The sequence below is a fragment of the Rhizobium phaseoli genome, assembly GCF_003985125.1.
In the GTDB taxonomy this organism is placed as follows: domain Bacteria; phylum Pseudomonadota; class Alphaproteobacteria; order Rhizobiales; family Rhizobiaceae; genus Rhizobium; species Rhizobium phaseoli.
This window is the reverse complement of the sequence record NZ_ML133567.1, coordinates 474923-489330: the sequence shown is the minus strand read 5'-3', so window position 1 is coordinate 489330 and position 14408 is coordinate 474923. Positions and strand designations below refer to the sequence as shown.

The following is a 14408-nucleotide window of genomic DNA, read 5'->3' as shown; positions in this document are numbered from 1 at the left end:
CATGTGTTAAGCCTGCCGCCAGCGTTCGTTCTGAGCCAGGATCAAACTCTCATGTTGAGAATTCAATCATTGGCAATTACGTCACGTTCTGAATCGACGAGAACTCACACCCATCATTCAGCGCATCACTGCGCTCATAATGAGGTGTATTCTCTTGATAAACGTGACCGCCAAAGTCTCTTTCAAAGAACCGAAATCTCTCCCGGTCCCGCGAAGCTCCGCCGCCCACGTTTCTCTTTCTTCCAATCTTCAATTGTCAAAGAACCGACGACCCTAAGCCGTCACCAAAACCCGTTCCAAACTCGCGCCCAGAACACAAACCAGCAATCCGCCAATCCGCTTGAGTTTCTTTAGAACGAGAGACTTCGTCGCCAGCAGCGCCGCCGCCCTCGTCAGTGAGTGGGCTTATAGAACCAACCCCTTTTCCAAGTCAACAGCCATACCAAAAGTTTTTTGACATTTTTGTAACGGGTTGAAAATGAAGGGCTTTTATCGCTTGCTTCCGAACGAGCAAATCCTCCGCCCGATGGGGCGGTTTTGAGATTCGTTTTTGCCGAATCCTCAAGGAAGGAACTTCGGCAAGGGAGACAAGATCATATATGGGGAGCCTGACGCGAGATTCCAGAGCTCTTGCCTATAGCGCGGCACGCTCGCTAATTTGGCGGCGAAGACGATCCAGCGGAGAGAAGAATGCTTGTCCTCGATGAACAACAGACGCGCGCGGCCTTGCCCTGGCCGGAACTGATCGCGGCGATCGCCGACATGTTCGGCAGCGACTGCGTCATGCCGGTGCGCCATCACCATGAGATGGAAGTGCCGAACGAGGAGGTTGCCACGTTGCTTCTGATGCCGGCCTGGGTCCCCGGCCGCTATGCCGGGGTGAAGACGGTCTCCGTCTTTCCCGGCAATATGCGACGCGGTCTGCCGGCCATCTCAGGAACCTATCTTCTTTCCTCCGGCACCACCGGCGAGATGCTGGCCGCGATCGACGGCGGTGAGCTGACGGCACGACGAACGGCGGCGGCATCGGCGCTGGCAGCACGTTATCTTGCCCGCGCCGACGCCGAGGAGATACTTGTCTGCGGAACCGGCCGGCTGTCGCTTAATCTGATGCTCGCGCATGGCACGATCCGGCCGATCAAGAGATACCGGGTCTGGGGTCGCAACGCACAGGCTGCGGATAAGATCGCCGCCGAGGCCCGCGCCCTCGGACTGAATGCCGAGGCGGTGGCCAATGCGGAAGCCGCGGCGCGAAAGGCCGATATCATCTGCTGCGCCACGCTTTCCAGCGAGCCGTTGATCTCAGGCGAATGGCTGAAACCCGGCGCCCATCTCGATCTTGTCGGCGCCTTCAAGCCAAGCATGCGCGAGAGCGATGACGAGGCGATCCGCCGCGCCAGCGTCTATGTCGATACCCGTGCCGGCGCCATCAGCGAGGCTGGCGATATCGTCCAGCCGCTGAAAAGCGGCGTGCTGAGGGAAAGCGACATCAGAGCAGAGCTTGCCGAACTCGTCAGCGGCGCCGATGGCGGGCGAGGCAATGAGACCGAAATCACGCTGTTCAAATCCGTTGGCGCGGCACTGGAAGATCTCGCCGGAGCGATTCTTGCCTATGAAACGGTGACGGCCCGAAAGTGACCATCAGTCCTTCATTGCCGGAACTTCCGGTTTCCCATGTCCTGCCGGCTATCGGCGTGGCGTTGGCCGAGCAGAAGCGCGCGGTTCTTTCGGCACCGCCCGGCGCCGGCAAAACGACGTTGGTGCCGCTTTACCTGCTCGAAGAAGCCTGGCGCGGCGATGGCAGGATCATCCTGCTGGAGCCGCGGCGGCTGGCGGCCCGGGCGGCGGCAAGCCGGATGGCGTCGCTGATCGGTCAACAGGTCGGCGGCACGGTCGGCTACCGCATGCGCCTCGACAACAGGGTCTCGGCGGCAACACGGATCGAGGTGGTGACGGAAGGGGTTTTTGCCCGGATGGTCCTCGATGATCCCGAACTCTCCGGCGTCTCGACCGTGATCTTCGACGAATTCCACGAGCGTTCGCTCGATGCCGATTTCGGGCTGGCGCTGGCGCTCGATGTCCAGTCGGCCCTGCGCGAGGATCTGCGCATCCTTGTGATGTCGGCGACGCTCGACATCGAACGTGTGGCTGCCCTGCTGGACTATCCGCCTGTCATCGAAAGCCTGGGACGCAGCTTTCCCATCGATATCCGTTACCAGGATCGGCCGGGCGGCGAACGCATCGAAGATGCCGTGACGGGGGCGATTGTGGCCGCGCATACCAGCGAAACCGGCTCAATCCTTGCGTTCCTGCCCGGCCAGGCAGAAATCACGCGGACCGCGGAGCGGCTGCAGGGACGATTCGGGCCCGAAACGCTGATTGCGCCGCTTTACGGCAACCTCAGCCAGAAGGAGCAGGACGCCGCGATCCGGCCCGCAGCCGCCGGTATGCGCAAGATCGTGCTCGCGACATCGATTGCCGAAACCTCGATCACCATCGACGGCGTGAGGATCGTCATCGACAGCGGGTTGCAGCGTCTGCCGGTGTTCGAGGCATCGACCGGGATCACCCGTCTCGAGACGGTGCGCGTATCGAGGGCTTCGGCCGATCAACGCGCGGGCCGCGCCGGGCGAACGGAACCCGGCATCGCCGTCAGGCTGTGGCACCCGGGACAGACGGCGGCGCTGCCGGCCTTCACGCCGCCGCAGATCCTGTCCAGCGACCTTTCCGGACTGGTGCTCGATCTCGCGCACTGGGGCGTTCAGGACCCGGCATCGCTCGCCTTTGTCGATCAGCCGCCGGAAACCACGCTTAAGGAAGCGCGGATGCTGCTTGGCCAGCTCGGCGCGCTCGACAAGGATGGAATGCTGACCGCGCGCGGCAGGGTGATGCGCGACCTTGCTCTGCCGCCACGGCTTGCCGCGATGGTCGTGTCGGCGGGCGAATCGGGGCATGCCCGGGATGCGGCATCGATCGCCGTGCTGCTGACCGAACAGGGGCTCGGCGGCACGAGCGTCGATATCGAGGAGCGGCTGCGGCGCTTCAAGGCCGAGCGCGGCGAAAGGGCGGAGGCCTCGCGGCGGCTGGCCGGACGGCTGGCGAGTGGCCTCGACAGGGTCGAGGCAGCGGCGCCGGCTCTGGCGGGGCAGCTGCTGTTGCATGCCTTCCCCGACAGAATAGCGCTTCAGCGCGGCGGGCGCGGGCGGTATGTGATGGCCAACGGGCGGGGAGCGGAGCTGCCGGAAACCGAACGGCTGGCCGGCAGCCGGATGCTTGTCATCGCCGATCTCACCGGCCGGGCGGCGCAGGCACGTGTTTTGGCGGCCGCCGAGGTGACGCGTGGCGATATCGAAGCCGAGCTGCCCGGTGAAATCAGAACCGACGACCAGATATTCTTCGATCGGCAGAGCCGGCAGGTCAGGGCGCGGCGCGCCACCCGGCTCGGCGCGATCATCTTCGACGAGACGCCCCTGCCGCGCCCTTCCGGGGCAGCCGTGACCCAGGCGCTGGTGGAAGGCGTGCGCGAGCTCGGGCTCGACCAGCTTGCTTTCTCGAAGGAAGCCATTCAGCTTCGCGAGCGGATCGGTTTCCTCCACAGGACGATCGGCGATCCCTGGCCTGATGTCGGCGACGCCGCGCTGCTTTCCCGACTGGACGAATGGTTCGCGCCGTTTCAGAGCGAGGCCCGCGGCCTCTCGGACATATCGGCGGGCGGGCTCTCCGCTGGGCTGATGTCGCTGGTTCCGCACGAATTGCAGCGTGATCTTAGCCGGCTTGCCCCGACGCATTTCGAGGCGCCGACCGGCCAACGGCATCCGATACAATACGAGGGTGAGGAGCCCGTGCTGACGATCCGCGTGCAGGAGCTGTTCGGGCTCAAGCAGCACCCGGCGATTGCCGGAGGCCGCCTGCCGCTGCTGCTCGAACTGACGTCGCCGGCGCACCGGCCGATCCAGACCACACGCGACCTGCCGGGCTTCTGGGCCGGCTCATGGAGGGACGTGCGCGCCGAGATGCGCGGACGCTACCCACGCCATCCGTGGCCGGAGCGGCCGGAAGAGGCATTGCCGACGACACGGGCAAAGCCGCGTGGTACATGAGGGCGACGACGCAAGGAGCCGCTCGGAATGATCGACAAGGCAGAGAGCCATACGATGGAGGACCGGCATAGCAGCCGCAGACTGCGCCTGCAGACGCTGGTGCGGCTGCGCTGGCTTGCCGTCGGCGGGCAGGCGCTGACGGTTTTCATCGTGGCCTTCTGGCTGAAATTTCCCCTGCCGCTGATTGCCAGCTCTTCGCTGATTGCCGCTCTTGCCTGGGTGAATTTCTATCTGACGATTCGCTATCCGCCGACGCATCGTCTGGAACCGCCGGCCGCCTTTGCGCTGCTCGGTTTCGATCTTTTGCAGCTCTGCGCGCTGCTCTTCATCACCGGCGGTCTTGCCAATCCCTTCGCTGCCCTTGTCTGCGTGCCTGTTATCATTTCCTTTGCCTCGCAGCCGATCCGCTACAGCACCGCGCTGATCGGCATTGCGATGGTCTGCATCACGGTGCTTGCCTTTTCGCCCTTTCCGCTGCCCTGGTTCGACGGCGTCGAGATCAACGTCCACAATGTCATGCAGTTCGGCGTCTGGTGCTCGATCGCCTCGACAATGGCCTTTGCCGCTTTCTATGCCTATCGCGTTTCGATGGAAGCGAGCCAGCTTGCCGATGCGCTGGCCGCGACCGAACTGGTGCTGCAGCGGGAAAAACACCTTTCGCAGCTCGACGGATTGGCGGCCGCCGCCGCCCACGAACTCGGCACGCCGCTTGCGACGATCAGCGTCGTCGCCAAGGAAATGGAGCGGGAACTGAAGGACGACGATCGTTTCCGCGAGGACGTCATGCTGCTGCGCAGCCAGAGCGAACGCTGCCGTGACATTCTGCGGCGGCTGACGACGCTGTCTTCCGAAGACGAGGCGCATATGCGCCGGCTGCCGCTTTCCTCGATGATCGAGGAGATCGTTGCGCCGCACCGGGAATTCGGCATCACGCTCGAGCTGATCGAAAAGAGCCCGCGTAAGGGCGAGCCGGTCACCGATCGCAATGCCGGGATCATGTACGGGCTCGGCAACCTCATCGAAAATGCCGTCGATTACGCCAGGGAGAAAGTAACGATCACCGTCGAGCACGATCACGACAAAGTGCTGATCGTCATCGAGGACGACGGCAACGGTTATTCGCCTGAAATCCTGACGCGGATCGGCGAGCCCTATGTGACCAAAAGGCAGAAGGAAGATACGGCCGGTGGTCTCGGACTCGGGCTATTCATCGCCAAGACGCTGCTCGAGCGCTCGGGTGCATCTCTGGTTTTCGAAAATCGCGAACCTGAAAGAGCTGGTGCGCGCATCCGCATCGAATGGCCGCGGATGCTGATCGACGCAAATTCGACAAAATGACTTTGTCGGCATAAGTAGAATGAAAGACGGTTGACCAAGATCGGGCGTTCAAGCGCCGGGACCCGAGACGATGACAGAACAGAATCAAGATAATTTCACCGCGTCGGATGAAGACCACATCGGGCCCGACGCCAGCTTGCTGATCGTCGACGATGACGGACCGTTCCTGCGCCGTCTTGCCCGAGCCATGGAGACGCGCGGCTTTCAGGTGGAAACGGCTGAGTCCGTGGCCGAAGGCGTTGCGAAATCGAAAGGCAGGCCGCCGAAATATGCGGTGGTCGACCTGCGCCTCGGCGATGGCAATGGGCTCGACGTCATCGAGGCGATTCGCCAGCGGCGCGACGACACGCGAATCATCGTGCTCACCGGCTATGGCAATATCGCAACGGCGGTGACGGCCGTAAAACTCGGAGCGGTCGACTATCTGGCAAAGCCTGCGGACGCCGACGACATTTTTTCGGCGCTGACGCAGCGGCCGGGCGAAAAGGCCGAACTCCCCGAAAATCCGATGTCGGCCGACCGCGTGCGCTGGGAACACATTCAGCGGGTCTATGAAATGTGCGAACGCAATGTTTCGGAAACGGCGCGCCGGCTCAACATGCACCGGCGGACGCTGCAGCGCATTCTCGCCAAACGCGCGCCGAAATAGGACGGCATCCCTCAGACATCGTCGACGGTGAAGGGTTTTCCGTTCGCCCATTCGGCCATCATCAGCCTTTGCGCGGCGGCACGCGAGAAATTGAGCGTGACGGATTTGCGCGTGGCGGGTGCCATACGATGTTCCGGCGCCTCGCGAATCATATGGGCGCCATAACCATCCGAGAGGAAAAGCCCGCATTCCTCGGGAAAGATGTCGAGCGGCACGTCCTGGTGGGTGGCAAAGAACAGGCGGTCGCAATGCAGCCTGTATTCCGGCCATTTGCGATCGACCCGGAAATCTTCGATCGAGGTCTTGATCTCGATGATCCAGACCTCGCCCTTTTCCGAAAGCGTGATCAGATCGGCGCGGCGCCCGCTCGCCAGCGGCAGTTCGGGCAGCACGGCGTGGCGCATTTCGTGCAGCAATATCTGCGTGCCCCTCCGCACCATCATGGCCCTGTCCGATTGCCGGCCATCGATTAACGGATTGTTATTGTAAACACTCAAAATCGTCATGGATAACCATCGCGGGGCTAGGCGGGTTGTTGCAAAAAAACCATGCGCTTTTAATTTGCGCGGCAGACCAATTCACTGCGCCGCAGCAGTCTTGCAAAGCGCAAGTTAATCGAAAATAAACCATAATCAACGATGGTCGAAAGACCATTCTCCCTGCCGCAAAACTTCAAGAGTCATCTATGCGCTTCCGCAATGCATTCCCTGTACTTGGCCTGCTGACGACGCTCGCTCTGGCCGGTTGCTCCACGAGCTCCGACAGCGCCTCTGTCGACGACAAGGGCGCTGGCCCGACGGTCCAGACGGCCCAGATCTTCAATGACGCCTACGGCGTGACGAAGGATGCCGGATACTCCCTGCCCGCGATCCCGATCGACAGGGTCAAGCCGCAGTTCCGCCGCCAGGTCGTCAGCTACCAGACCACCGAGCGTCCCGGCACGATCATCGTCAACACGCGCGAGCGCTTCCTCTATTACATCCTCGCCAACGGCAAGGCGATGCGTTACGGCATCGGCGTCGGCAAGCAGGGCTTTGCATGGGCCGGTACCGCCTACGTCGCCTGGAAGCAGGAATGGCCGACCTGGCACCCGCCGAAGGAAATGGCCGAGCGCCGCCCCGACGTCGCCAAATATGTCGAAGACGGCATGGGGCCTGGCCTCACCAATCCGCTCGGCGCGCGCGCCATGTATCTCTTCAACGAGGACGGCAAGGATACGCTGTTCCGCCTGCACGGCACGCCGGAATGGGCTTCGATCGGCACTGCCGCTTCCTCGGGCTGCATTCGCCTGATGAACCAGGACGTCATCGACCTCTACAGCCGCGTCCGCCCCGGCAAGGACACGTCCAAGGTCATCGTCATCCAGTAAGGTAGAGACCGAATTCGGTATAAAAAAGGCCGCCGGACTGTCGTTCCGGCGGCCTTTCTTATTCTCAGCCATGAGCTCAACCGGCCTGCTTCGCCTTCAGCTCGAGGCGGCGGCGGTGAAGCACCGGCTCGGTATAGCCGTTCGGCTGCTCCCTGCCCTTCAGGACGAGATCGAGGGCGGCCTGGAAGGCGATCGACCCATCGAAATTACCTGATATCGGCTGATAGGCCGGGTCCTGCTCGTTCTGCCGGTCGACGACGGCAGCCATGCGCTTCATCGTTTCGACGATCTGAGCTTCGCTGACCACCTTGTGATGCAGCCAGTTCGCCATGTGCTGGGCCGAAATGCGCAACGTGGCGCGATCCTCCATCAGGCCGACATTGTTGATATCAGGCACCTTCGAGCAGCCGACGCCCTGATCGACCCAGCGCACGACGTAGCCGAGGATGCCCTGGGCATTGTTGTCGAGTTCGCGCTGGATTTCCTCCTGAGACCAGTTCGGCCGCACCGCGACCGGCACCGAGAGAATGTCGGACAGTTTGGCGCGGGCGCGGTCCTTCAGTCCCTGCTGAACCTTGGCGACATTGATGCGGTGATAATGGGTGGCATGCAGGGTCGCGGCCGTCGGCGACGGGACCCAGGCGGTGTTGGCGCCGGCTTTGGGATGGGCAATCTTCTGCTCCAGCATCGCCGCCATCAGATCTGGCATCGCCCACATGCCCTTGCCGATCTGGGCATGACCGGCGAGGCCGCATTCGAGGCCGATGTCCACATTCCAGTTCTCATAGGCCGATATCCAGGCGGCCTGGCGCATGTCGCCCTTGCGAATCATCGGCCCGGCTTCCATCGAGGTATGAATCTCATCACCGGTGCGATCGAGGAAGCCGGTATTGATGAAGACGACACGTTCGCGGGCGGCGCGGATGCATTCCTTGAGATTGACCGTGGTACGGCGCTCCTCGTCCATGATGCCCATCTTGATGGTATTGCGCGCCAGCCCAAGCGCATCTTCGACCCGCGAGAAGACCTCAACGGCGAAGGCGACTTCTTCCGGTCCGTGCATTTTCGGCTTGACCACATACATGGAGCCGGTGCGGGAATTCTTCCTTCTGCCGGCCGGGCCGATATCGTAAAGCGCGATCAGGCCGGTGATGACGGCATCCATGATGCCCTCCCGCACTTCGTTGCCATCGCGGTCGAGAATGGCAGGATTGGTCATGAGATGGCCGACATTGCGCACCAGCATCAGCGAGCGGCGATGCAGCTCGAAGGCGGTCCCATCGGGACCGGTATAGTCCAGATCCGGGTTGAGCTTTCGGATGAAGCTCGCGCCGCCCTTTGCCACCTCTTCCTGCAGGTCGCCCTTCATCAGGCCGAGCCAGTTGCGGTAGACGACGACCTTGTCCTCGGCGTCGACGGCGGCAATCGAATCCTCGCAATCCATGATCGTGGTGATCGCCGATTCCAGCCAGACATCGGAGATATGGGCCGGATCGGTCTTGCCGATCGCCGTTGCCGCATCGATAACGATCTCGATGTGGATGCCGTTGTTCTTCAGGAGAATATGCGTCGGAGTGGCGGCATCGCCGCGATAGCCGGCAAAATGGCCGCCATCCCGCAGCATTGCCTGCTCGCCATCGGTCGATCGGATGATGAGCGCCCCATCCCTGACCGCGAAGCTTCCCACATCCTTCCAACGGCTGTCCTGCAGCGGCACCGATGTATCGAGGAAATCGCGCACCCAGGCGATGACCTTCTCGCCGCGCTTCGGGTTGTATCCCCTGCCCTTTTCGGCGCCGTCGCTCTCGGGAATGGCGTCCGTGCCGTAGAGCGCATCATAGAGCGAACCCCAGCGGGCATTGGCGGCGTTGAGGGCATAACGCGCGTTCATGACGGGAACGACGAGCTGCGGACCGGCGATCGAGGCGATCTCGGGATCGACATTCTGGGTCGAAACCTGGAAGTCCGACCCCTCCGGCAGGAGATAGCCGATTGCGCGCAGGAACGACTGGTAGTCATCCATATCGGTCGGAGCGCCGTGCTGGCGATACCAGTCATCGATCTTGAGCTGCAACTCGTCGCGCTTCTTCAACAACGCCCGATTGATGGGGGCGAGATCATGGACGATCGCCGAAAAATCGGCGAAGAACTTGTCCGCATCGATCGCCAGACCCGGCAGAACTTCCTGGATGAGGAAATCATGAAGGACGGTTTCGACGGCAAGACCGTTCTTATCAATGCGGCTCATGCGACATTCTCCCTGGCAACGACTTTGAATGCTGCCACTTTGCCCGGCTTTCATTCACAGTCAATTCCGCAATAATTCGAAAGATTTATGCCGCACGGGAAACTGTGCGCGGCGTCACGCGCATCGGCAGCCCGTTCTGCGGCTGCGTTGTCAGCTTTTGCACCGGCCAGGGGTTGGTCTCGTCGGTGGAATCGAAGCGATAGCGATGCATCAGGACGGCAAGGGCAATCACCGCCTCCTGAAGCGCAAAGGTTGCGCCGATGCAGACACGCGGGCCGGCGCCGAAAGGCAGGAACTGGAAGCGGCCGATAGAGCCGCGATTTTCGGGCAGGAAGCGCTCGGGCATGTAGGCACGCGGCTTCTCCCAATAGAATTCGTGGCGATGCAGCGTCCAGGGCATGATGAGCACCGTGACCCCAGCCTCGATCTCGATCCGCTCGCCTTTGGGATTTGTCCAGGAATCATCCGATATCGCCGCGCGATTGATGGACGGCGCCGGCGGATAGAGACGCAAGGTCTCCTCGAAGGCAGCGCGCGTCTGCGGCATCAAATCCAGCCATTCCACGGGTTCGGCCCCGGTGGCGAGCACCGCGTCGATTTCCGTTTCCATCGCCTCGCGGATATGCGGGCTGTTCGAGACGCAATACAACGTCCAGGCCAGTGCCCGTGCCGTGGTCTCATGGCCGGCGCCGATAAAGGTCAGGATATTGTCTTCGATCTCCTCCTTCGTCAGCCCGTCGGGGCCGGCCTGCTCCAGAAGCAGGGTCAGGAAATCATCGGGCGCGGCGGCGCGATCAGCCTTCATCTTGGCCAGGCGCATATCCATCGTGTCACGCACGATGGCGCGGAATTTCTCCAGCACTTTCTGACCGCCGATGCGTGTCACACGTGGAACCCAGGACGGAGCGCGCATCAGATCCATCGGATCGATGCGACCCATGCGATGCAGGAGAGCATTGACGTCATCGGCGAAACTGCCGCTCGAAGTGACGATTTCGCCTGAAAATAACGTGTCGGCGAGGATCGCAAAGGTCAGCTCGGTCATGTCGATGCTGATATCAAAAATTGCCCCCGCCGGCTCCGCGCGCTCATATTTGCGGGCATAATCTTCCGACTGGCGCAACATCTGCCCGGCGAAACCCTGGGCATGGCGAGGCGTGAAAACAGGTGCCACTGCCTTTCGCGACCGCTTCCAGACCTGGCCTTCCGCCGTCAACAAGCCGTCCCGCAGGATCGGCCGTAGCACCAGCTGGCGTATATCGGACATGCGGTAATTATTGGCATTGTCGACCAGCACATGCTTGATCAGGCCGGGATCGTTGACGATCAGTGTGTGCTGACCGAAGAAGCTCGTTTTGATCCAGGGCAGCGTATAAGACGGCTCGCCCCAGAGTTCGAGCGGATTGCGCAGGATGATGCGGATGATATCAAGCCGGCTCGGCGGCACGGTGCGCGGCAGCGGTGCCGGCGGAACGAAGGGATCAGGACGCATGTCCATCGCAAAAAGCCTTTCGGGGAAGATCAACGCTTCCCGTCAGGCCTGAAGCTAGAGCAGGCCCTTGAGTTCGTCCAGCTTGTCGTTGATCAGCCAGCCGTAATAATTCTCTTCTGGCCAAACGGTCGCACCGGAAGAGCGGTTTTTCGCAGCGAGTGCGGCGGCGCGCTGGCGCGAATTGCCGACATTATAAAGCGTCGCCGTCAGTCCGGGATTGCCCGATATATCCATCCCCGCAATCTCCTTGTAATCGTCGATCGACCGGCGGATCGAAGCGGCGACGAAGGCCAGCGAGATATCGGGGTCCATGATCGCCTTGTAGACGGCGCCTGCATCCTTCTCGTTGAGCTTCGGATAGCCCGACACGCGGCTCACGAGATCGGAAAGCATCAGCGCCGTCAGCGGATTGACCTGGCCAAGGCCGAAGGTCTGGCCGGCATAAAAGGGCTGGAAGAAGACCGCGCTGAAGCGGTTGTTGGGGAAGCCCTCGCCGCCGACCGTCTTGCCGCGGAAATCGCTTTCCCAGACATCTTCCCGGCAGGACCAGAGCGTGTAGGAATCGCTCTTGCCCTTGCACTGAGCAAATTGCGGCCGCGCCACGAAATCATCGACGCTTTCGCCGTCATAGGCGAAGCGGAAGCTTTGTCCGGCATAGGAAGCGGCCTTGACGTAATAGGCCTGCAGCCGGTCGTAGGCGTCGACATTATAGGTATGCTCGCCAACGATGGCGCCGACGACATGGATGGGATTGATGCCATAAGCGCCGGAGACCTTGCGGATCTTGGCCATCAGCTCGCGGTCGGTCGCCAGCAGCTCATGGACCTTCTCGTATTTCAGATCGAAGCTGCTCTTGGTGCCCTTGGTGCGGCGGACGGACGCGCCCGGAATATCGGGCTGCTCGGCATGGCGGTTGCCCGCCGGCACCGTCTGCATTGCGAAGGCCGGCGCCGAATTTACCAGGGCAGCGGCAATCAAAAGGCTTGTCAAAAGGCGTCGCACGATCCGCTATCCCGTCCGTTCATCGTCCTGTTCGCGATGCGGCTGACTGGACCAGAATCTTGGCCGAATAAAGCCGGAGCGGAAAACAAAACGGGCCTTCACTAGAAAGTAAAAGGCCCGCTGTCGAGAGTGGAGTTCGTCACAAAGCGGCATTCACGCCGGTAAAGACACGAAACGGTGCGCCGACATCACAGAATGAAGCGCGAGAGATCGGTATTCTGCGCGAGATCGCCGACATGTTCGCGCACATAGGCGGCATCGATGGTGATGGCCGTGCCGCCGCGATCCGGGGCGTTGTAGGAAATATCGTCCAGGACCCGCTCCATCACCGTCTGCAGGCGGCGTGCGCCGATATTCTCGACCGAGGAATTCAAATGCACCGCGACATCGGCCAGCGCGTCGATCGCGTCTTCGGTAAAGTCGAGGCTCAGGCTTTCGGTTTCCATCAGCGCGCGATACTGGCGGATGAGGCTCGCTTCCGTCTCGGTCAGGATCCGGCGGAAATCCTCCTTGTTCAGCGGCCGCAGTTCGACACGGATCGGCAGGCGACCCTGCAGCTCGGGGAGAAGATCCGAAGGCTTGGAGACATGGAAGGCGCCGGAGGCGATGAACAGTATATGGTCGGTCTTCACAGGCCCGTATTTGGTCGAGACAGTCGTGCCTTCGACGAGCGGCAGCAGGTCGCGCTGCACGCCTTCGCGCGAAACACCGGCGCCCATGCCGCCGTCGCGGGCGGCGATCTTGTCGATTTCGTCGAGGAAGACGATGCCGTCATTCTCGGTGGAACGAACTGCCTCGCGCTGGATCACCTCATTGTCGATCAGCTTGTCGGACTCATCGCGGATCAGGTCGGTATAGGAGGCCTTGACCGTGGTGCGGACCTTCCTGGTGCGCCCGCCCATCGCCTTGCCGAACATTTCCGACAGGTTGAGCACGCCGATATTGGCGCCCGGCATGCCGGGGATCTCGAAGCCGCCCATGCCGGAGCCGGTATCGGCCACTTCGATGTCGATTTCCTTGTCGTCGAGTTCGCCGTCCCTCAGCTTCTTGCGGAAGTTTTCGCGGGTGGCGGGCGAAGCGGTGGTGCCGACCAGCGCATCGAGGACGCGCTCTTCGGCGCTCACATGCGCCTTGGCCTGGACCTCGGCCCGCTTCTTTTCGCGCACCAGGCCGATGCCGACTTCGACCAGGTCGCGGATGATCTGCTCGACATCGCGGCCGACATAGCCGACCTCGGTGAATTTGGTCGCCTCCACCTTGATGAAGGGCGCGCCGGCGAGTTTTGCCAGGCGGCGGGAAATCTCCGTCTTGCCGACGCCGGTCGGGCCGATCATCAGGATGTTCTTCGGCATGACTTCGTCGCGCAGGCTCGGGTCGAGCTGCTGGCGGCGCCAGCGGTTGCGCAGCGCAATCGCGACGGCGCGCTTGGCCTCATGCTGGCCGATAATATAGCGGTCGAGCTCGGAAACGATCTCGCGGGGGGAAAAAGTCGTCATTGCGTATCATTCTCCTGGCAGCACGGGGCCTTCAGCGGCGCCCGGCCGGAATTCGTCGTTGTTTCGCCAAGTCCCTGAAGTCTGTCTTGTCCAGGCGTAGCGGCCGAAAAGCATAAGGTTCAGCCTTCGACATCCAGCGATTCCACCACGATATTGTGGTTCGTATAAACGCAGATATCGGCGGCGATATCGAGGGCGCGGCGGGCGATCTCTTCGGCCGATTTGTCGGTGTCCATCAGCGCGCGGGCGGCGGCGAAAGCAAAATTGCCACCCGAACCGATCGCCGTCGTACCATGCTCCGGTTCCAGGACGTCGCCATTCCCGGTGATTGCCAGCGTCGTCGACTTGTCGGCAACAAGCATCATGGCTTCGAGATTACGCAGGTATTTGTCGGTGCGCCAGTCCTTGGCGAGCTCGACGGCGGCGCGCATCAGCTGGCCGGGATATTGTTCCAGCTTCTTTTCAAGCCTCTCGAGCAGCGTGAAGGCATCGGCGGTGGCGCCGGCAAAACCGGCGATCACTTCGCCCTTGCCGATCCGGCGCACCTTGCGGGCATTGCCCTTCATGACGGTCTGGCCGAGGCTCACCTGGCCGTCGCCCGCCATCACCACCTTGCCGCCTTTTCGAACAGTAATGATCGTTGTCATAAAACACCTGTCTGCCCATCACGCGGGCTTTTACCTCGACCGCACATCGGCCTTGTTGAGCCCTATG

The 14408-nt window shown here is 61.8% G+C and carries 12 protein-coding genes; 6 read left to right on the top strand and 6 right to left on the bottom strand.

Annotation, left to right across the window (positions count from 1 at the left end; translation table 11 throughout):
- The 5 genes from EFD56_RS32920 to EFD56_RS07870 all read left to right on the top strand — a co-directional run.
- Window positions 1-354 (top strand): hypothetical protein (locus EFD56_RS32920; protein WP_206513412.1); only part of this gene is annotated, 354 nt, incomplete at its 5' end.
- A gap of 336 nt (window positions 355-690) precedes the next feature.
- Entirely contained in the window at window positions 691-1638 is a 948-nt protein-coding gene (gene lhpI, locus EFD56_RS07885) for a bifunctional Delta(1)-pyrroline-2-carboxylate/Delta(1)-piperideine-2-carboxylate reductase (protein WP_126905029.1), read from the top strand.
- A complete protein-coding gene (gene hrpB, locus EFD56_RS07880) occupies window positions 1635-4100 on the top strand; it encodes an ATP-dependent helicase HrpB (protein ID WP_126905028.1) in 2466 nt (821 codons plus the stop codon). Before lhpI ends, hrpB begins: the two co-directional genes overlap by 4 nt.
- Window positions 4101-4127: 27 nt before the next feature.
- On the top strand, window positions 4128-5438 hold the full coding sequence (locus EFD56_RS07875; RefSeq protein WP_004673720.1) for an ActS/PrrB/RegB family redox-sensitive histidine kinase: 1311 nt from the start codon (window positions 4128-4130) through the stop codon (window positions 5436-5438).
- A gap of 70 nt (window positions 5439-5508) precedes the next feature.
- Entirely contained in the window at window positions 5509-6087 is a 579-nt protein-coding gene (locus EFD56_RS07870) for an ActR/PrrA/RegA family redox response regulator transcription factor (RefSeq protein ID WP_004673721.1), read from the top strand.
- Between the two features lie 11 nt (window positions 6088-6098).
- Here EFD56_RS07870 and EFD56_RS07865 read toward each other — a convergent pair whose 3' ends face one another.
- The gene (locus EFD56_RS07865; RefSeq protein ID WP_010029986.1) at window positions 6099-6593 is read right to left on the bottom strand and encodes an MmcB family DNA repair protein; all 495 of its coding nucleotides are present in this window, start codon (window positions 6591-6593) and stop codon (window positions 6099-6101) included.
- Between the two features lie 179 nt (window positions 6594-6772).
- Between EFD56_RS07865 and EFD56_RS07860 the strand changes: the two genes are divergently transcribed.
- On the top strand, window positions 6773-7456 hold the full coding sequence (locus EFD56_RS07860) for a L,D-transpeptidase (protein WP_126905027.1): 684 nt from the start codon (window positions 6773-6775) through the stop codon (window positions 7454-7456).
- A 76-nt stretch (window positions 7457-7532) separates the two neighbouring features.
- Here EFD56_RS07860 and EFD56_RS07855 read toward each other — a convergent pair whose 3' ends face one another.
- From EFD56_RS07855 to hslV, 5 genes are all read right to left on the bottom strand, one after another.
- Window positions 7533-9704 (bottom strand): malate synthase G, encoded by a 2172-nt coding sequence (locus EFD56_RS07855; protein WP_126905026.1) that lies wholly within the window; start codon window positions 9702-9704, stop codon window positions 7533-7535.
- An 85-nt stretch (window positions 9705-9789) separates the two neighbouring features.
- Window positions 9790-11202: a cytochrome P450 gene (locus tag EFD56_RS07850; protein ID WP_126905025.1), complete on the bottom strand. Its 1413-nt coding sequence runs from the start codon at window positions 11200-11202 to the stop codon at window positions 9790-9792.
- A 48-nt stretch (window positions 11203-11250) separates the two neighbouring features.
- Window positions 11251-12198, bottom strand: coding sequence for a DUF1402 family protein (locus EFD56_RS07845; protein WP_064817165.1), 948 nt, complete (start codon window positions 12196-12198; stop codon window positions 11251-11253).
- Between the two features lie 188 nt (window positions 12199-12386).
- On the bottom strand, window positions 12387-13694 hold the full coding sequence (gene hslU / locus EFD56_RS07840; protein WP_064817164.1) for an ATP-dependent protease ATPase subunit HslU: 1308 nt from the start codon (window positions 13692-13694) through the stop codon (window positions 12387-12389).
- 119 nt (window positions 13695-13813) lie between these two features.
- On the bottom strand, window positions 13814-14341 hold the full coding sequence (gene hslV / locus EFD56_RS07835) for an ATP-dependent protease subunit HslV (RefSeq protein ID WP_010004529.1): 528 nt from the start codon (window positions 14339-14341) through the stop codon (window positions 13814-13816).
- Window positions 14342-14408: the final 67 nt, after the last annotated feature.

Bases quoted from the DNA above. Each gene is read 5' to 3' on its own strand.
- lhpI (WP_126905029.1), top strand. From the start codon at position 691: ATGCTTGTCCTCGATGAACAACAGACGCGCGCGGCCTTGCCCTGGCCG.
- EFD56_RS07865 (WP_010029986.1), bottom strand. From the start codon at position 6,593: ATGACGATTTTGAGTGTTTACAATAACAATCCGTTAATCGATGGCCGG.
- EFD56_RS07860 (WP_126905027.1), top strand. From the start codon at position 6,773: ATGCGCTTCCGCAATGCATTCCCTGTACTTGGCCTGCTGACGACGCTC.
- hslU (WP_064817164.1), bottom strand. From the start codon at position 13,694: ATGACGACTTTTTCCCCCCGCGAGATCGTTTCCGAGCTCGACCGCTAT.
- EFD56_RS07855 (WP_126905026.1), bottom strand. From the start codon at position 9,704: ATGAGCCGCATTGATAAGAACGGTCTTGCCGTCGAAACCGTCCTTCAT.
- EFD56_RS07850 (WP_126905025.1), bottom strand. From the start codon at position 11,202: ATGGACATGCGTCCTGATCCCTTCGTTCCGCCGGCACCGCTGCCGCGC.
- EFD56_RS07875 (WP_004673720.1), top strand. From the start codon at position 4,128: ATGATCGACAAGGCAGAGAGCCATACGATGGAGGACCGGCATAGCAGC.
- hslV (WP_010004529.1), bottom strand. From the start codon at position 14,341: ATGACAACGATCATTACTGTTCGAAAAGGCGGCAAGGTGGTGATGGCG.
- EFD56_RS07870 (WP_004673721.1), top strand. From the start codon at position 5,509: ATGACAGAACAGAATCAAGATAATTTCACCGCGTCGGATGAAGACCAC.